Source organism: Cohnella cellulosilytica, from assembly GCF_042431195.1.
GTDB lineage: Bacteria > Bacillota > Bacilli > Paenibacillales > Paenibacillaceae > Cohnella > Cohnella cellulosilytica.
On sequence record NZ_JBHMDN010000034.1, the window covers coordinates 242,407 to 260,858 of the forward strand.

Annotated in this window: 15 protein-coding genes and 1 tRNA gene; 14 read left to right on the plus strand and 2 right to left on the minus strand. The window is 57.8% G+C overall.

Annotation, left to right across the window (positions count from 1 at the left end; genetic code table 11):
• Positions 1-69 precede the first annotated feature (69 nt).
• A complete protein-coding gene (locus ACFFT4_RS24230; RefSeq protein ID WP_378051493.1) occupies positions 70-1,011 on the plus strand; it encodes an SDR family NAD(P)-dependent oxidoreductase in 942 nt (313 codons plus the stop codon).
• A gap of 185 nt (positions 1,012-1,196) precedes the next feature.
• Positions 1,197-1,272 (plus strand) — tRNA-Lys (locus ACFFT4_RS24235).
• A gap of 410 nt (positions 1,273-1,682) precedes the next feature.
• Here the strand turns inward: ACFFT4_RS24235 and ACFFT4_RS24240 are convergent.
• Positions 1,683-3,980, minus strand: a complete 2,298-nt coding sequence (locus tag ACFFT4_RS24240; protein ID WP_378051495.1) for a glycoside hydrolase family 65 protein — start codon at positions 3,978-3,980, stop codon at positions 1,683-1,685.
• A 338-nt stretch (positions 3,981-4,318) separates the two neighbouring features.
• Between ACFFT4_RS24240 and ACFFT4_RS24245 the strand changes: the two genes are divergently transcribed.
• Both ACFFT4_RS24245 and ACFFT4_RS24250 read left to right on the plus strand, forming a co-directional pair.
• A complete protein-coding gene (locus tag ACFFT4_RS24245) occupies positions 4,319-4,597 on the plus strand; it encodes a beta C-S lyase family protein (RefSeq protein ID WP_378051496.1) in 279 nt (92 codons plus the stop codon).
• A gap of 18 nt (positions 4,598-4,615) precedes the next feature.
• Complete coding sequence (locus ACFFT4_RS24250; protein WP_378051497.1) at positions 4,616-5,500, plus strand: MalY/PatB family protein; 885 nt, start codon at positions 4,616-4,618, stop codon at positions 5,498-5,500.
• 335 nt (positions 5,501-5,835) lie between these two features.
• Here ACFFT4_RS24250 and ACFFT4_RS24255 read toward each other — a convergent pair whose 3' ends face one another.
• Complete coding sequence (locus ACFFT4_RS24255; protein ID WP_378051498.1) at positions 5,836-6,909, minus strand: lactonase family protein; 1,074 nt, start codon at positions 6,907-6,909, stop codon at positions 5,836-5,838.
• Between the two features lie 287 nt (positions 6,910-7,196).
• Between ACFFT4_RS24255 and ACFFT4_RS24260 the strand changes: the two genes are divergently transcribed.
• The 10 genes from ACFFT4_RS24260 (at position 7,197) to ACFFT4_RS24305 (ending at position 18,429) form a co-directional block, all read left to right on the plus strand.
• On the plus strand, positions 7,197-8,168 hold the full coding sequence (locus tag ACFFT4_RS24260; protein ID WP_378051500.1) for an ATP-binding cassette domain-containing protein: 972 nt from the start codon (positions 7,197-7,199) through the stop codon (positions 8,166-8,168).
• Positions 8,165-8,980: an ABC transporter permease gene (locus ACFFT4_RS24265; protein ID WP_378051501.1), complete on the plus strand. Its 816-nt coding sequence runs from the start codon at positions 8,165-8,167 to the stop codon at positions 8,978-8,980. The genes ACFFT4_RS24260 and ACFFT4_RS24265 overlap by 4 nt, the downstream gene beginning before the upstream one ends.
• A 206-nt stretch (positions 8,981-9,186) precedes the next feature.
• The gene (locus ACFFT4_RS24270) at positions 9,187-11,241 is read left to right on the plus strand and encodes a HelD family protein (protein ID WP_378051503.1); all 2,055 of its coding nucleotides are present in this window, start codon (positions 9,187-9,189) and stop codon (positions 11,239-11,241) included.
• Between the two features lie 119 nt (positions 11,242-11,360).
• Positions 11,361-11,984, plus strand: a complete 624-nt coding sequence (locus ACFFT4_RS24275) for a hypothetical protein (RefSeq protein WP_378051504.1) — start codon at positions 11,361-11,363, stop codon at positions 11,982-11,984.
• A 61-nt stretch (positions 11,985-12,045) separates the two neighbouring features.
• Entirely contained in the window at positions 12,046-12,264 is a 219-nt protein-coding gene (locus tag ACFFT4_RS24280; RefSeq protein ID WP_378051505.1) for a cold-inducible protein YdjO-related protein, read from the plus strand.
• A 228-nt stretch (positions 12,265-12,492) separates the two neighbouring features.
• Positions 12,493-13,452: an ABC transporter substrate-binding protein gene (locus ACFFT4_RS24285; RefSeq protein WP_378051506.1), complete on the plus strand. Its 960-nt coding sequence runs from the start codon at positions 12,493-12,495 to the stop codon at positions 13,450-13,452.
• A gap of 734 nt (positions 13,453-14,186) precedes the next feature.
• Positions 14,187-14,849: a TetR/AcrR family transcriptional regulator gene (locus ACFFT4_RS24290; protein ID WP_378051507.1), complete on the plus strand. Its 663-nt coding sequence runs from the start codon at positions 14,187-14,189 to the stop codon at positions 14,847-14,849.
• A gap of 22 nt (positions 14,850-14,871) precedes the next feature.
• Positions 14,872-17,199: an FtsX-like permease family protein gene (locus ACFFT4_RS24295; RefSeq protein WP_378051508.1), complete on the plus strand. Its 2,328-nt coding sequence runs from the start codon at positions 14,872-14,874 to the stop codon at positions 17,197-17,199.
• Between the two features lie 15 nt (positions 17,200-17,214).
• On the plus strand, positions 17,215-17,982 hold the full coding sequence (locus ACFFT4_RS24300; protein WP_378051509.1) for an ABC transporter ATP-binding protein: 768 nt from the start codon (positions 17,215-17,217) through the stop codon (positions 17,980-17,982).
• 60 nt (positions 17,983-18,042) lie between these two features.
• Complete coding sequence (locus ACFFT4_RS24305; protein ID WP_378051511.1) at positions 18,043-18,429, plus strand: DUF1801 domain-containing protein; 387 nt, start codon at positions 18,043-18,045, stop codon at positions 18,427-18,429.
• Positions 18,430-18,452 lie beyond the last annotated feature (23 nt).

Below are 18,452 nucleotides of genomic sequence, written 5' to 3' on the forward strand. Positions count from 1 at the left end.
ATAATAAATGATATATATCATACGATATATATAAAGCGCTGCGCTGAAGCGCAAAGCGGGAGGGCCGGGATGAAAGAAGGAATCGTAATCATTACCGGAGCAAATTCGGGGATCGGCAAAGCGGCGGCGATCAAGTTCGCGTCGGAAGGGTTTCGGGTGGTCATGGCGTGTCGCAATAGGGCGATAAGCCAACAAGCACAGCAAGAAATAGCCGCAGTTTCCCGCAGCACGAATATCGATTTATTGGAGCTGGACGTCTCTTCCTTTGAGTCCGTTCGCGCTTTCTGCTCAACGTTCGCGGCCAACTATCCGAGGCTGGATATTCTGATCCACAACGCCGCCTATCTCAATCATGGCGAGAAAACGTATAAGCTCAGTCCCGAGCATATCGAGCTGACGTTCGCCACGAACGTATTCGGTCCCCTTCTGATGACGCGTTTATTGGCTGACCAGTTGGGAAAGTCGCAAGATCCTCGAATCCTGAACGCCTGCACGACAAATATTAAGCATTTTTTCGACCCGAAAAGGAAAATCGAGTTTGATAATCTGCAAGGCGAATTCCGCGATACCCGGCCTTACAGCGTCTATAAGATGTACGGGGACTCGAAAATGGCGCTGCTGATGCTAACCTTCAAACTGGCCGAGCAGCTAAAGAGCCGGGGGATCAAGGTCAATGCGCTGCAAATCAATCGTGTGAAAATATCGCAGGAGACGATTCGAAAGATGAGCCCCTTCTGGAGAGCGCTTGCGCGGGCTCAAAATCTGACCAATCCTTTGCCGTCGGGCATGGCCGACAACTATTACCTTATTTGCACCTCCGAACAATATAAGGACGCGACCGGAAAGCTTTTTAACCATCGAAGGGAAATCGTTCGGGCGTCGACGAGGGAAACGGGCTTTGCGCAATTAAAAAACATTTTCGGCTCCGGAAGTTATCCTGCCTATGCGACCGATCCGGTCAACGTGGAAAAAATATGGGCAATGGGCAGCGCGCTGACCGGGGAAGAATAGCGTCGAACCGGACTGGACCGGCGCGGCATTGCGGACGATTTTATTGTCTATATTATTTGCAGCTTGTCCTATTGACATCGCTCCCCCGTGCGTATTATAATAATTTTTGTGATTTTGTTCAGGACGGTAGAGCGTTTCGCTTGTAGCGAAGAGCCTAGCGACTCAGCCTTTAATCACTTACATGCGGGTTCTTAGCTCAGCTGGCAGAGCAGGTGACTCTTAATCATCAGGTCCAGGGTTCGAACCCCTGAGAACCCACCAGCATATTGCAGACAAAACGGCAGAGATGCCGTTTTTTTGTTTTTCGTTAACCCTCTTTGGCGGACGTTGGCGGCCGGCTTCGAACAGAGACGGGTTATCGCGAGACGATCGTGTCGTCCCGCGGCAAGCCGGAGGCGGTCCATCTCGCCGAAGCGACCCGGCCCGCGTTTGTGCTTATCCTTCCCTAGAGATCGATGAAAGCAACAATTTGAACAATCGATGAATACTACCGGGGGATGTATCTTCCTGCGCTGCTGATACGGTCATGAAATTAGGAATCGATTAACCCGTAACAGGGTAATTTCATGACCGTATGAGGCAGGCGCTTCGCTCTCCGGAAGATACATCCCCCTATTTTTATCCTGATCATTCAAATTGTCTTTCTTAGGAAGGCAGCCTCTCTTTTGCGATCAAACGAGCTGCTTGAGCTCGACTGTCACGCCGGAGGAATCGACGCTGAGCGCCTGCCCGTAGATCGTAAGGTCGACCGGGCGGCCGGAGACGACCTTAATGGAAGCCTGATGCTTGTCGACCTCGACGAGCAGCTTCGATTCCTTGTACGAGATCGGGAAGCTGTAGCGGTCCCATTGCGCCGGAATCGTCGGCCGCAGAACGAGACGGTCGCCGTCGGACCGCATGCCGCCGAAGCCGTAGACGATGTTCATCCAGGCGGCGGCGATGGAGGTCGTATGCAGACCTTCGCGTGTGTTGCGGTTGTAGTTGTCCAGATCGAGCCGGGTCGCGAATTCGAAAAACCGGTAGGCTTCCTCGCCTTTCCCGATCTCCGCCGCCAGAATGGAGTGGATGGAAGGCGAGAGCGAAGACTCGTGGATGCAGCGCGGCTCATAATACTCGTAGTTGGCGATTTTCTCGGCCAACGGATAATCTCCGCTATACAGGAATAGGAACATGAGCACGTCCGGCTGCTTGATCATGTCGTACCGGTACAGGCGATCGTACGACCAATGCGAATAAAGCGGAAATTCCGTCACCGGAATCGAATGGATGTCGAGATGCGGCATATCGAAGAAGCCGTCGTGCTCCTCGTAAATGCCGGTCTCGGGGTCCTGCGGAATTTTCATCTTCTCCGCCTTGAGCCTCCAATCGGCCTGCTCGTCTTCGGTCAGGCCGAGCCGTCCGGCCAGTGCTTCGAACGCTTCCCCGGCTTCCCGGGACATGCGGCCGATGACCTCCAGCGTATACTCGAACAGCTTTTTCGCCATCAGATTGAGATAGCAGTTGTTGTTGACCATGAGCTGGAATTCGTCCGGCCCCATGACGCCGAAATAGCCGTACAGCCCGGTTTTCTGTCCCCATTGTCCGCGAGTCGCGTAGAAGCGGCTGATTTGAACGAGCATTTCCAGCCCTTTGCCGTACAGGAATTCGAGATCGTCCGTCATGCCGACATAGTGGCGAATGCCGTAGGCGACCGCCGTGCCGACATGAAGCTGAAGATTCGAGTGCTGCCAGAGATCGCAGCTTTCCGTGCCGTCGATCGTCGCGATCGGGTAGAAGGCGCCGGCGCAGTCGAGCTCCTTCGCGCGCTCCAGCGCATGGGGCAGCGACTTGTAGCGGAATTCGAGCAGGCTCTTGGCGGCTCGCGGATTGTTGAAAATGTAGAACGGCAAACAATAGGACTCGGTATCCCAGAAGGCCAGCCCTCTGTATGCCTCTCCCGTCAGCCCTTTCGCTCCGATGTTGAAGCCCGGATTGTCGCCGTGGTACGTCTGATACAGGTTGAAAATGCAGAAGCGAATGCCCTGCTGATTGTCGGGATCGCCTTCGATGACGATGTCCGATTCCTTCCATACATTCTCCCAGTAATCCGCCTGCCGCCGTTCCAGATCCGCGTAGCTTGCGCTGACGTAAGCTTTCGTATGCCGCAGCCCCGCGCTCCACAGCTGATCGTTCGTCGCCGACGGCTCCTTCTCCGCGCAGTTAAAGACGAATTTATCGAAGGTCGACGCTTCGCCCTGCGTCAGCCGGATCGTCACGTCCTGTCCGATAAAACGGTCGGCCTCGACGAGTTCCGTCCGCACCGCGTCCGGCACGTCCAGCGCAAAGCCGGAATACAGCCGGTTTTTCGTCCGGATCGTTTTTCCCAGCATCGCCGTTACGCCATCCTCCCGGCCGTGCCGGACGCTTTGCCAGAAGCAGCGGCCCTGGTCCTCGTGAACGACGGAGAAATCGAGGCCCGTTCGGACGTCGACCCGTCCGGAGAAGTTAAGCGGCTCGAACACGATGCGCTGGCAGCCCAGATTGGACACGTTCATGCTGACGAATCTCTCGAACGTCAGGCGAAGCCGCCTGCCGCCGGCCAGCTGCCAGACGAAGCTGCGCACGTATTTGCCGCGCTTGAAGTCAAGCTCCCGCCGGAAATCGTCGAACCGGCTTGTCGCAAGGTCCAGCGTTTCTCCGTCGACGCTGATTCTCGCATACAGCCAGTCTACGGCGCCGACCATAAAGCGAAGGAAACGGATAATGCCCTTGTAATGGGCGGCCACCTCGATCTCTTCGAACAGCCCGTTAAAATAACTGCCGACCAAGGAGTCTCCGCCGTAGCCCTCCTCCGGATAAGCCCGTACCCCCATATACTCGTTGCCGAGGGAAAATATCGATTCCGAGACGCGATTCCTGTCCCGGTCAAAGCCGTTTTCGACGACCTTCCACGTGTCTACGCCAAGATACCTGTCGGCTATTTTTGCCACTTCGCTCCGCTCCTCTATCGACTTGGAATTCCATGCACAGTTAGGATAGGGCATTCGGAGAGCGGATCGAAGGCTTATCGTTAAGCATTTTATGTGTATTTATACCGGAATTCGAAAGCGGCCGGGCTCAATTGCCAAGCGGATTGCTCCATTCTCTTTGGAAGCCTTGCCGGAATCGTCCGATAGGATTGGCCAAACTCCATTTACACGGTTTTGCGAGGATGATATCATTTTGAACAAAAGTACAGCGAGAAGTCGATTCGATCGCCGTTCGACGAAAAGGGCGCCGTAACGTGCAGGAATTGTTCAGCTGAGGCAGCAGGAAGGGAAGAGATAACATGTGGAGCGTGGAAGAATTTTGCGCGGCCTATGGCGTTGACAGAAGAAACAGCGATAGCGTGAAATGGGACCGCGTCGAGGAGCGGTTCGGAGCGGGAGGCCTGCTCCCGATGTGGGTTGCCGATATGGATTTCAAAATACCGGAGGCGGCGCAGAAAGCGATGATCGATCGCGTTCTTCACGGGGCGTTCGGATACGGCGGGATTCCGGCTTCGTATTACGAAGCGTTGTTCGGCTGGATGAGTACCCGTCACGGCGTGGAGCTGGACCAGAGCTAGATTCGGTTCTCGACGGGGGTGGTCAATTCCTTCTTCTGGACGGTGCAGGCGTTCACCAAGCCCGGCGACGCGGTGCTCGTGTGCTCGCCCGTGTATTATCCTTTCTATCATGCGGTCGAGGACAACGGGCGTTTGCTTGTGTGCTCGGAGCTGGTCAATACGGAGGGCGAATACGCAATCGACTTCGACGATTTCGAGGCGCAGATCGAAGCCCGCCGCGTGAAGCTGTTTATCCATTGTTCGCCGCATAATCCTGTCGGCCGGGTGTGGACGGAGGAGGAATTGCGCCGGATCTTCGATATTTGTACGAAGCACGGCGTAATTGTCGTCAGCGACGAGATTCATCTGGACTTCACCCGTCCGGGAACGGAATTCGTAAGCGCCTTGAAGCTGAAGTCTTATTTTCCCAACTTGATCGTGCTGCATTCGGCTTCCAAAACGTTTAATCTCGCCGGACTGCTGCACTCCCATCTGATTATTCCGGACGAACGGCTGCGGGAGGTTTACGACGCGCATGCCAAGCAGGTGAACAAGGCCGCGACGAGCGTGATGGGTTTGATTGCCACCGAGGCCTGCTACCGCGAAGGCCGCGAATGGCTGGACGGCTTGCGGGGTCTGATCGAGCATAATTACGGGCTGCTGAAAAACGAATTCGCGGAGCGTCTCCCGCGGGCCGTGCTCAGCGAGAAGGAAGGCACGTATCTGGCCTGGCTCGATCTCAGAAATTGCGCCGCCGCCGACCAGGTACGCGCTGCGGTGCAGGACAAATGCGGGCTTGCCGTGGATTACGGCGAATGGTTCGGGGAGAAGTCGCAAGGGTTTATCCGCATCAATCTGGCGACTGTGCCGGAGCATATCCGCTTTGCCGCCGAGCAGATCAGCAAGCATTTCTCGATTTCCTGAGAGTGGGCTGTCTCTGGTTCAAGGAGCAACCATTTGATAGATCGATGATTAGGTACCGGGGTATGTATCTCCTTCCACTACAATGTACCCCAGAAAATGACGGGAAGCTTCGCAGCTTATTCCGATTACTTTCCGGGGACCCCGAAGCGCGGTCATGAAATCAGGAATGGATTAACCCGTGACAGGGTAATTTCATGACCGTATGAGGCAGGCGCTTCGCTCTCCAGAAGATACATGCCCCTATTTCTATTTCGATCCTTCAAATGGTCCGCCCCGAGGAGACAGCCCTCTTTGGTTTGAGGCCCAAAAATCAGACAGCCCTCGTTCGGGAAATCCTAAGCGAATGCCGCAAAGCGCAAGCAGACCGGTCGGGACACCTCGAGCTCGATGCCGGCGGGCCGCAGCTTGCCACTCTCCGCGTCGCGGGCGAACGTGACGATGTGGTTGCTGTCGCGGTTGGCGACGAGCACGAACTGTCCGTCGGGCGAGATAGCGAAGTTGCGGGGATGGCCGCCCAGCGCAGGCGCGAGCTCGACCAGCGTCAGACTGCCGTCTGCCGCGTCGACGCGGTACACGGCAATGCTGTCGTGACCCCGATTGGAGCCGTACAGGAATTTGCCGTCCGGAGACAGGTGGATGTCCGCGCAGGCGTTGCTTCCCTCGTAGCCGTCAGGCAGCGTGGCAATTGTCTGGACGACGCTCAGCCGTCCGGCGTCCGCGTCGAACGCGTAGACGTTAATCGTGCCGTTCAGCTCGTTAATGCCGTAGCCGTACGGCAGCTCCGAATGAAAGACGAAGTGGCGCGGTCCCGATCCCGGGGCGACGCTTGTTTCGCTATGTAAGACCAGGGATTGTTCCGCCGCGTCGATTCGGTACACGAACACCTTGTCCAGGCCGAGATCGGAGACGACGGCGTAACGGTTGTCCCGGTCGACGACGGCCGAATGGACTCGGGGCTGGGACTGGACCGGCAGCACGCTGGCTCCCTCGTGCCGATGAACCTGCAGCACAGGGCCGATGCGGCCGTCGTCGAGCACGGACGAGACGCCCAGTGCGCCGCCATGATAGCTTGACGTGATCGCCAACCGACGCGTGCGGTCCAGCTCGATATGGCAAGTCGTCCCCGGCGTCGTGGCCTCCAGATTAAGCCGCTTCAGCCGCTCCGCTTCCGGATCGAAGCGGAACGCGGCTGCGGCGCCGTTGCGTTTTCCATCCTCATCCTTGATCTCCGTAATGGCATAGATCGTTCGCTTGTCCTCGTCGGGAACGAGGAACGTCGGGTTCGGCAGACCGCTCGCCTGGTCCAGCATCGTCAGCCGGCCCGTCCGCTCGTCGTAGGAGCAGGCGTACAGCCCCGGTCCGCTCTCCTCTGCGTAAGAACCGATAAAGGCATACACTCGTTTTGTCATCCTTCCATTCCCTCCTGAATCCTGTCGCATCTCTGATTCAACGGCTATAGTCGCTCTAGAATTGTATCACGATTCGTCGGAGGACGCATGCGAATTCCCGGGCGCTCCGGAGTCCGCCTCCTCCTCGAGACCGATCCGCAAACCGTTCCGCGGAAGGTTTATCGGCCGCCCGAGGTTCCTTACAATGGAACAAGAAGCGGCAGGAGCTGTGTCCGCCGCCGTTCATACTCAGTTCATAAACATGAGTTATTTTTCTAGGAGTCGATTGCATACGAGGAGGAATTGAAATGTATAAAAACGACGAATGGGCCGTCGAAGCGCGCGGACTCGTCAAGGTGTTCGGCGATAATCGGGCCGTAGACGGAGTGGATCTTAAGGTGCGGGCAGGTTCGATCTACGGCGTGCTCGGGCCGAACGGAGCGGGCAAGACGACAACGATTCGAATGATGGCGACGCTGCTGCGGCCGGACGCCGGCACGGCGCGCGTTTTCGGCTACGACGCGGTGAAGGAATCGCAGATTGTCCGCCAATTGATCGGAGTGACCGGGCAGTACGCCTCGGTGGACGAGTCGCTCAGCGCGACCGAGAATTTGGTCATTTTCTCCCGGCTGCTCGGGCTGGGGAAGGCGGAAGCCCGCAAGAAAGCGGCGGACCTGCTTGAAGAGTTTGGCTTGACCGAGGCGGCGAAGCGTCCGCTCAAAAATTTCTCGGGCGGCATGCGCCGCCGGCTCGATCTCGCGGCGAGCCTGATCGCCCAGCCGCCGCTGATTTTCCTGGACGAACCGACGACCGGTCTGGACCCGCGCACGCGGGCGCAGATGTGGGAGACGATCCGCCGTCTGGTGAAGACGGGCTCAACCGTGCTGCTGACGACGCAATATCTCGACGAAGCGGACCAACTGGCCGACCGAATCGCGGTCATCGACCGCGGGCACGTCGTGGCCGAGGGTACCGTCGACGAGCTGAAGACGTCGATCGGCACCTCGTCGCTGCATCTGCGCTTGGAGCAGGCGGCCGACGTACCGGAGGCTCGCCGCACGATCGAGCAAGTGCTGAAGGCCGTATCCGGCATCTCGTCGGAAGCGGGCGTCATCACCGCTCCGATGGCGAACGCGGATCTGGTGACCGATCTGCTCGTCGCGCTCCGCGCGAAAGGCATTCGCCTGTCCGAGATGAGCGTGCAGAAGCCGACGCTTGACGAGGTTTTCCTCACGATTACAGGCGAAGGCGCCAAGCAAAAAGAGGAGGCAAGCGCATGAGAACCGCAACCGTCAAAGCGGGAGCAGCCCGCCAATTGAAAAACCATACGAGCTTTGGGCAATCGCTGCGCCATTCGTTAACGATGGCCTACAGGGGACTGCTGAAAATCCGCCGCACGCCCGAGCAGCTGTTCGACGTGACGCTGCAGCCGATTTTGTTCACGCTGATGTTTACCTATATTTTCGGCGGGGCCATTTCCGGCGACGTGGTCAGCTATTTGCCGGTCATTATCCCGGGCATTCTCGTCCAGACGGTCATCACGACCTCCATCGTCACCGGCGTTCAACTGCGGGAGGATATGGACAAAGGCGTGTTCGACCGGTTCAAATCCCTGCCGATCGCGCGCATCGCGCCGTTGGCCGGAGCGCTGCTCGCCGACACGATCCGCTATACGATCGCCACCGTGCTGACCTTTACTATGGGTTACATTATGGGCTATCGTCCGGACGGCGGCTTGGAGAACGTCGCTCTGGCGGCGCTGCTGGTTATTTTCTGCTCGTGGGCGATCAGCTGGATTTTCGCTTTCTTCGGCGTCATCGCCCGTACCGCCTCCAGCGTGCAGGGCATATCGATGATCGTGCTGTTCCCGCTCACGTTCCTGTCCAACGCCTTCGTGCCTGTCGACACGATGCCGAAATGGCTGCAATGGTTCGTAAACATCAATCCGGTCTCGCATCTTGTAACGGCCGTGCGCGAGCTGGCCAATTCCGGCACCGTGAGCTGGGACCTTGGCATTTCCCTGCTCGGGGCCGCCGTCATCGTCGCCATCTTCGCCCCGATTACAGTGCGCGCGTATATGCGCCGGACGTAACTTCCTGCGTGGATCTACGACCTCAGAACATCCCAAAAAGTCCCGACTTCATCCAATTGGAATGAGGTCGGGACTTTGCCGTTCGTACGGGGATTTTTGGACCCACGATAATTGCATAATAATATAAGGAAAAGAATAAGTCTATATTTTTTTGCAGTTCCTTCTATACTTAGGGCTATCTTGGAGAAGAATAGAGGGATATCGCGATGATCAATCGTACCGAAGCGGAAGAGAGAGCTTATCTGGATGCGACGACCGCCCGGATTCGCAGAGCGGCCGAAGAGTTGGACGAACGGATAAGGACCGCGGGAAAAGACATTGTCGAGAGCAAAAAGTACGTATGGGAAAACAGGGCACAGCTCGATCCGGCGGAGAGAGCGGCGAACGTCGTCGACATCCTCACGGCAATCGACAGGGGAGAGAGTGTGGCAGCCAGACGGGACAGGTTTCGCAAGCTGGAGTCGTCCCCCTATTTCGGTCGGGTCGACTTTATGGCGAACGATCGGGAACGGGCGAACGCTTATTATATCGGCGTTTTTTCCTTCGGCGAGCAGGCCGATCCGAACCAGGAAATCTACGATTGGCGGTCTCCCGTGGCAAGTTTGTTTTATGATTATGCCGTCGGACCGGCCAGCTACATCGCGCCCGAAGGCGACGTCGACGGAGAGATCGGACTCAAGCGGCAGTACCGCATCCGGCAAGGGCGGATGGAGTATATGCTCGAGAGCGCGATCAACATTAACGACGAAGTGCTTCGGAAGGAATTGAGCCGCGCCTCGGACGAGAAAATGAAAAATATCGCCGCCACGATCCAGAAGGAACAGAACGAGATCATCCGCAACGATTACTCCCACGAGCTGATTATCCAGGGGGTCGCCGGTTCGGGGAAAACCTCTGTCGCGCTGCATCGGATCGCGTTTTTGTTGTATCGGCACAAGCTGACGCTCGCTTCCCGGAATATTCTGATCCTTTCGCCGAACAAAGTGTTTTCCGACTATATCTCGAACGTATTGCCGGAGCTCGGAGAGGAGCCGATCGCGGAGCTCGGATTCGACGATATTGCCGACCGGGAGCTTGCCGGCGCGGGTGCGTACCAGACGTTCGCCGAGCAGGTTGCGGAGCTGACGGCTTCCGGGAGCGCGTCTTTGATCGAGCGAATTCGCTACAAGACCGGAGCCGGCTTCGTGCGCTTGCTGGACGAATATGCCGATCAGGCGAGCGAGCGTTTTTTTTGCCCTGCCGATATTCGTCTGGATAACGTGTACGTCGCCAAGGAACGGATCGCGGAGACCTACGGGAGCTTCGCCGGATTGCCTGTAAAGCTAAGGGCGGACAGGACCGCAGCGGCTGTGGCCGGGCGAACGCGGGATCAGGACGGGGGAAGGCTGTCGATTTCCGAGGCGAACAACATTAAGGCGATGATCCGGAAAATGCTCAAAAAACCCAAGCTGCTCGGGATTTATAAAGATTTTTACGACCATATCGGAAAGCCGGAGCTGTTGAAGCCGGCGAAGCCGCGAACGCTTGAATATTCCGACGTGTTTCCTCTCGTGTACTTGAAGTTACGGATCGAAGGGGCGAAGGAGTACGGCGAGGTCAAACACCTTGTCGTAGACGAAATGCAGGATTACACCGTCGTTCAATATGCCGTTCTTTCGCTGCTGTTCAAGTGCAAGAAGACGATACTCGGAGACGTCGGGCAGTCCGTCAATCCGTACTCCTCCTCCACCGTCGACGACGTTCGCCAAGCGTTCCCGGAAGCCGACGTCGTACAGCTGTTCCGAAGCTATCGCTCGACCTTCGAGATTATCGAGTTCGCGCGAAGAATAAAGCCCGACAGCCGGATTGTTCCGATCGAAAGGCACGGCGCTCCGCCGCAGACGATCCGAGCCGACGACGCGGACCGTGAAGCGTCGATCATCGGCGAATTGATCTCGCAATTCGAGCAAGCCGCTTTTCAGACGATGGGCATCGTCTGCAAGACGCAAGCGCAGGCGGAGGCTCTGCATCGGCAGTTGACCGGCTCCGGTAAGTCCGTTCGATTGTTGGATTTCGGCAGCGACAGGTTTTACGAGGGTGCCGTCGTCACGACGGCGCATATGGCCAAAGGGCTGGAATTCGACCACGTTGTCGTGCCCTTCGCCGATGGCGGCAATTACCGGACGGAGATGGATCGGTGTCTGCTGTATATCGCCTGCACAAGGGCGATGCACGCGCTGACCCTGACGTTTCACGGGACGCGCTCTCCGCTGCTCGACTAGCCGGGAGAGTTCATCTCCGCATTGCTCGTCGTTTGGCAAAAAAACCGCATTTGGATTCGGGCTTCCGAGTAGGACATCCGCCCGTTTCGTGGTATGATGGGAAGCGGGTGAAGCAGACAATGGACAATAATGAGACAAAAAACGCGTCAAGCGACGGCCAGGAGGCCAACAAGGACGAGAAATTCGCCGAGCTGGTCAAGGCGGTTCATCATAACGGCCTTGTCGCTCTGAGGATGCACTTCGACCAGGTCGAAGGACAGGTACTGAACCAGGACGTATACGGTCCGGTCTTTGCTTTTCGTGTCAAAGACGAGGCCGACGACGGGTATGAGTGCGGGTTTTTCCTGCGCGAGCTCGTTGCCAAATTCCAGGGGAAAGGCGATCCTTCGGAATGGATGGCGTCCTTTTTTATCGAGCTGATGAAAACCAAAGGGGGCCAAGCGTTCCCCAAGCCTCCCGCGAACGAGACGGAGGCCAAAGCGCTGATCGACAATGTGCTCGTTCCGCAATGCATCAAGGCGGTCACCGAGGAGTTCGCTCCGGAGCAAGTGCATGCGGGCTTGGCGTGGAATCAGGAGCACGGCCCTGTCTTCGAAACCGGGTTTCCGGCCATTCGGGACGGCAACAACGTGTGTGCGATTCCGCTGCACCTCTTGTTCACGCATCTGCTGTTGAACCGGGACCCGGCCGACCTGCTGCTGCAGGGGCTGTACAAAATCAGAGAAGAGCACGGCCTGCAGTAAACCGGAAATCGAACCGGATCAACACGGCGATCATACATCTTCAGAGGTGGAACATACACACATGGAATCCGTTAAGCCCGAACTATCGCCGGTACCGATCTGGCGCTGCCGCAATGCGGAATGCAAAGTATGGATTCGGGAGGAGCTGGCCGCGTCTTCATCGCCGGAATGCCCGATGTGCAAGGGCGTCATGATGCGGGGCATCAAGCATTTGCCGAAGCTGATCAAGAAGCACAAGAGCGTGCGGAAGACGAAGGACGAAGCCGACGCTTGGAAATAAATCGCGCCAACGGCCGCACTTATCGCTAACCGTCAAGGAACCTTCCCGCTGCTCCGGCTTCCGTCGGAACGGGGAGGTTCTTTTTTTACGCGGCGCGGGGAGGGGGGAACGCGGGAGGATGATCTTGACAATTCTCCGCTAATCCATAATGATAGTAAAGGATATTATGAAAATGATTCTCATTATCACAAATAAAGTTGCGTGAAAAACATAGAGGAGCAGTGGGACATGAAGATGAAAAAAGCGTATCTGCCGATCATGCTCGGGTTTGTGCTGATCGCCGGCGCATGCAGCGGAGGCAAGCCGGGTCAGTCGACCAACGCGGCATCAAGCGCATCCCAGGCGAGCGGCGGGGGCTCGGGCGGGGAAAGGAAGCCCGGAATCGTCACCTACGAATCGGAGAACGGACCGGTGGAGGTTCCGGCCGACCCGCAGCGCATCGTCGGTCTGACGAACGCTCCGAACATCGCTTCCCTGGACGGCAGATTGGTCGGGGTGGACGAATGGACGAAGAGCAATCCGCTGTTCGCCGCCAAGCTGGCCGACGTCGAGGTCGTATCCGACGCGGATTTGACCCGAATCAGCGAGCTGCATCCCGATCTGATCGTCGCCGGAGCGTGGATGAACCATCTCGACGAGATGAGCGAGATCGCTCCGACGATTATTTTCACATGGGGCATGGATTACTTGGACCAGCAGCTCGAGATCGGCAAGCTGCTCGGCCAGGAAGCGCAGACGCAGGCGTGGATCGACGATTTCAAGAGCCGGGCCAAAGCTGCCGGCGATCGGATCAAAGCGAAGCATGGCGACGACGTGACGGTATCGGTGTTCGAATACGACTCGAACGACATCTACGTATTCGGCAACAACTGGGCGCACGGCACCGAGATTTTGTACCAGGCGATGGGCCTGAAGATGCCGGACAGAGTCGAGCAGGACACTGCGGAAGCGGGCTATTATACGCTCGTCCAGAACGAGATTCCGGATTACGCCGGAGATTTCGTCGTTCTGAGCAAGAACAAGGACGGCAACGACGCGTTCCTGGAATCGGCAGCATGGAAAAACCTCCCCGCGGTAACCGGCGGCAGGGTAATGGAGATCGACAGCGCATCGACCGCCTCCAGCGACCCGACTACGCTCGAATATTTGCTGGACATTTTCAAAGAAGGATTTTTGACCGAGCCTTAATTCGTCTTCGGAGGCGGCGCAGGAGCTGTTCTCCAAGCGAACAAAGACGTACAGAACGAATAATCGAGGGAAGGTTATAAGTCGCATCTATCTTTTTCCGTTGCGGGAGATGGATGCGACTTTTTTTCTGCGGCTGGCCAATTGACTCAACTATGACTTTATCCATGCTCCGACAGGCGATTCCTTCGAGCCTTCAGGCTCCAAAATCTGTTGAAGCCGCCCAATAACGGTCTGTCAGACCGCTAAAAGCGGGCAGCTGCCCGAATGTGCCAGCGTAACGGTCTCCCAGACCGCTAAAGGCGGGCGGTTGCCCGAATTCGTCCGCGTAACGGTCTCCCGGACCGCTAAAAGCGGGCAGCTGCCCGAATGTGCCAGCGTAACGGTCTCCCAGACCACTAAAGGCGGGCGGTTGCCCGAAAGTGCCAGCGTAGCGGCCTCCCAGACCGCTAAAAGCGGGCGGTTGCCCGAAAGTGCCAGCGTAACGGCCTCCCAGACCGCTAAAAGCGGGCTGCGCTCGGGGGTTTTTCGAGAGGATATAACCGATTCTGTAGAACATTGCTCGCCGTTTGAGCGGAATTAAGGAGACGTTACTCGATTTTCTAGAACATCTCGGGTCAATTGGGAGTTTTTCGAGGGGAAGCGTCGCTTGACGAGGCAATTAGGAAAATGCTACATTCATTATAGACCGACGGTCGGTCTAAACGATAAATGGTTTGCAAACGGAGGGAGCTGTCATGAGGGTTTCCAAAAACCCGGAGGAGAGGAAAAGCGAAATTTTAGATGCCGCCGAGCGGCTGTTCCTCTCGAAGGGGTATGCGCGTGCGACGATCAACGATATTTTGGGCGAGGTCGGGATTGCCAAGGGGACGTTTTATTATCACTTCCAATCGAAGGAGGAAGTGATGGACGCGATCGTCATGCGATATATCGATGCGGGCGTGGAAGCTGCCGCGGCGATTGCCGCCGATCCTGCGCTGACGGCGCATGAGAAAATCTTCCGGATCGTCGCCTCCGGAGGCCCGGAAGCCGACGGGAAAGAGCAGATGATCGAGCAGCTGCATCAGGTCCGCAACGCGGAGATGCATCAGAAAAGCCTCGTCGAATCGATCCTTCGCCTGACGCCCGTATTGACGAGCGTCGTCGAGCAAGGGATAGAGGAGGGAGCATTCCGTACGGCTTACCCGCGCGAGACGGTGGAGTTTCTGCTCGTCTCCTCGCAGTTTCTGTTTGACGAAGGCATTTTTCAATGGAAGCCGGAGGAGCTTGCCCGCAAAGCGGCGGCTTTCGCTTCGATGATGGAAGCGGCGCTGGGAGCCAAGCGGGGCAGCTTCGGATATATGCTGGGCTTAATGGCCCAAGGGACGGACCATCCGGAAGAACCGCGGGAAGGGAGCTAGTGCGAGGAAGATGCTCATTCGAATGCTGAAAAGGGATTTGCTCAGGAACAAAACGATATCCGCGGCTTTGCTCGTTTTTATTTCCTTGTCGGCGCTGCTGGCTTCCAGCGGCGCGAACATGATCGTCGAGCTGTCCCATTCGCTCGGAGCGCTGTTTCAGAAATCCGGCGTTCCGCACTTCGTGCAGATGCATGCCGGCGACGCGGACCTGGAGCGGATCGACCGATGGGCGGACAACAACGGCCTTGTCCGGCGGCATCAGACGGCGGAGATGATTAGAATCGAGGACGGCAATCTCGCGCTCGGCGAAGGGAACGGCCCGGGGAGCGGGGGCGTCATGGATCACTATTTTGTCCGTCAGAACCGTTCCTTCGATCTGCTGCTGAATTTGGACAGCCAAGTTGTCCAGGTGAACCGGGGAGAGGTCGCGGTTCCGATCTATTACAAACAGCGCGACGCTCTGGAGATCGGGGACACGGTCCGGATCGCCGCGCCGGGTTTCGCGATGGAGCTGCGCATCGCCGATTTCGTCCGCGACGTGCAGATGAATCCTTCGATTATTCATTCCAAGCGTTTTGTCGTTCACGACGACGACTTCGCCCTCTTGAGCGGCAGCCTGGGAGAACGGGAATATTTGCTCGAATTTCAATTACACGATCCCGGCAAGCTCGGCGCGTTCAGAACCGCCTTCGAAGCGTCCAATCTGCCCAAGCTGGGACCGGCCGTCGACCACACGCTGTTCCGAACGCTTAATGCGTTGACGGACGGCCTGTTGGCCGCCGTTATCGTGCTGGTCGGCCTGCTGATCTGCGCGATTGCGATCTTTTGCCTGCGATTTACGATTCTTGCGGCGATCGAGGAGGATTATCGGGAGATCGGCGTCATGAAGGCGATCGGCATCGGAGCAAGCGACATCCGCAAGCTCTATCTGCTGAAGTACGCCGTGACGGCCGCCGTCGCCGCGGCTGTCGGCTATGCGGCTTCGCTGCTCGTTAATCCGCTGTTTACGGGCAACATTCTGCTGTATATCGGGACGGCGCCGAAAGGGCTGGGCCTTCGCCTGATTCCGGTTGCCGCGGCCGCGCTTATTTTCACTATCGTCGTCTTCTTCTGCCTGCTGACGTTGAGAAGGTTCAACCGCATATCGGCGGCGGAAGCGATCCGGTCCGGAACGGTTGGAGAAGCGCTTCCGGCCGGAGACAAGCTGTCGCTGCGCGGAAGCCGGGCGCTCAGCGTGCCCGTGTTCCTCGGGATCAAGGATGTCGTAAGCCGCTTCAAAATGTACCGCCTGCTGCTGCTTGTCTTCATCGCCAGCTCGTTTATTCTGCTCGTTCCGGTCAACTTTTTCCACACGGTGCAATCTCCGGGCTTTAATCATTACCTGGGCATCGAGCGGAGCGATCTGCGCATCGACCTGCAGTATGCCGATTCCGCCGCGGACGATTATCGCCGCATCCTCGACCGTCTGCGGGGGGACGGCGACGTGGAGCGACACGCCCCCGTGCTTGTCGGGTCGTACAAGACGATGAACAACGCCGGCGTCCCGGAAAATATGACAGTCGAGATCGGCGACTTTTCGCTGTTCCCGCTGGACTATTTGCAGGGCTCGGCGCCGGCGCGCTCCGACGAAATCGCGCTCTCTTACTTAAACGCCAAGGAAATGGACAAGAAGCTGGGCGATCCGGTCAGGCTGCTCGTTGACGGCGAGACGAAGGTGCTGAACGTAAGCGGCATCTACCAGGACGTCACCAACGGCGGCCGCACGGCCAAAGCGGCGCTGACCGACGCGCCCGAGACGGTGCTTCGCTACGAGATCGTCGTCGATCTGAAGCCCGGCGCCAACGTCGCCGAGAAACGAAATCTGTATGCGCAAACGATGCATCCGGCGAAGGTGACCGACCTGGAAGGCTATATGGCCCAGACGTTCGGCGGTACGATCGAACAGCTCAAGCTGGTCGCGACTGTCGCGGCGGCCGTCGCTGTGCTCGTATCGGCGCTCATTACGGCGCTGTTCCTGAAAATGGCCGTGGCCAAGGACGCCGGACAGATCGCGATCATGCGCAGCATCGGCTTCTCCGTGCGGCACGTCCGCATACAGTATTTGACCCGGGCGCTGCTCGTGCTTGCCGTCGGCATCGCCGCCGGAGCGGTCATCTCCAATACGGCGGGAGAGAGCCTTGCGGGCTTCGCGATGTCGTTCATGGGAGCCGCCCGAATCAAATTCGCGGTCGACCCTCTCCAGGCCTATGTGCTGTATCCGCTGCTGCTGTTGGCCGTCGTGACCGCCACGGCGCTCGTCAGCGTCGCGTCGATCAGAAAAACGAGCCTAACCGGAATAAACGCAGCCTAAGAAGGAGGATTCGCGATGGGAGTATTGCTGGAAGCGAAGGAGCTGGGCAAATCGTATGCGATCGGCCCGAACGAAGAGCAGCACGTATTGAAAAAGGTGAGCCTGCAAATCCGCAAAGGCGAATTTATCGCCGTAATGGGACCTTCCGGGTCCGGCAAGTCAACGCTGCTGTTTCATCTGAGCGGGATGGATCGCGCCAGCTCGGGCAGCGTAACGTTTAACGGGGAAGAAATTTCCTCGCTGTCCGAGAAGCGGCTGGCCGAGCTGCGCCTGACGAAAATGGGCTTTATTTTTCAACATATCCATCTGCTGAAAAACTTGAACCTCTTCGACAACATCGTCTTGTCCGCCTATCTGGCCAAGCGGAGCAGCCGCAAAGCCGTGAACGCCAGGGCGCTGGAGGATATGAAGCGGTCGGGCATCGCCGAGCTGGCGGACAAAAGCGTGACGCAGGCGTCCGGCGGCCAGCTTCAGCGGGCGGCTATCTGCCGGGCGCTGATCAACCGGCCCGACATCGTGTTCGGGGACGAGCCGACAGGCGCGCTGAACTCCAGGTCCGCGGGAGAGATTATGGACCTGCTGGCGGAGATCAATCGGGAGGGGACGACGATTCTGCTCGTGACGCACGACGTCAAGGTGGCGGCGAAGACGGACCGCGTGCTGTTCATGCTGGACGGCAGTCTCGTGGCCGAACGCCAGCTTGGCAAGTACAGGAAGGAGAACAACGACGGCAAGGAGAGGGAGGAGCGGCTGGCCGGTTGGCTGGCGGGCCTCGGGCTGTAGACGGGCGCGCCTGCAGCCCGGAAAGCTTCGTAAATTCGAATACGGGGAGAGGGATTGGCGATGAAAATGTCGGGAACCGAACAGGTCGAACAGTTCCTGAGCAAGCTGGAGCATCCGCTGAAGCCGGAAATCGAAGCGGTGCGGCGCATCGTGCTGGCGGCGGACGAGCGGCTGACCGAGCAGATCAAGTGGAACGCGCCGAGCTTCTGCGTCAACGGCGAAGACCGCATTACGATGAATTTTCGGGGCAAGGGCGGGCTGCTGCTCGTCTTCCACCGGGGCGCCAAGGCGAGCCGGGACAGCTTCGAATTTCGGGACGATACGGGGCTGCTGGAGTGGGCCGCGGCCGACCGGGCGATCGTGAAGCTTGCGGACAGGGACGATGTGGAGGCGAAAAAGGAGCGGCTTGCGCAGGCGGTGGCGAAGTGGGTAACCGCGACAATCTGATCCTCGCAACTTTTTCCAATTTC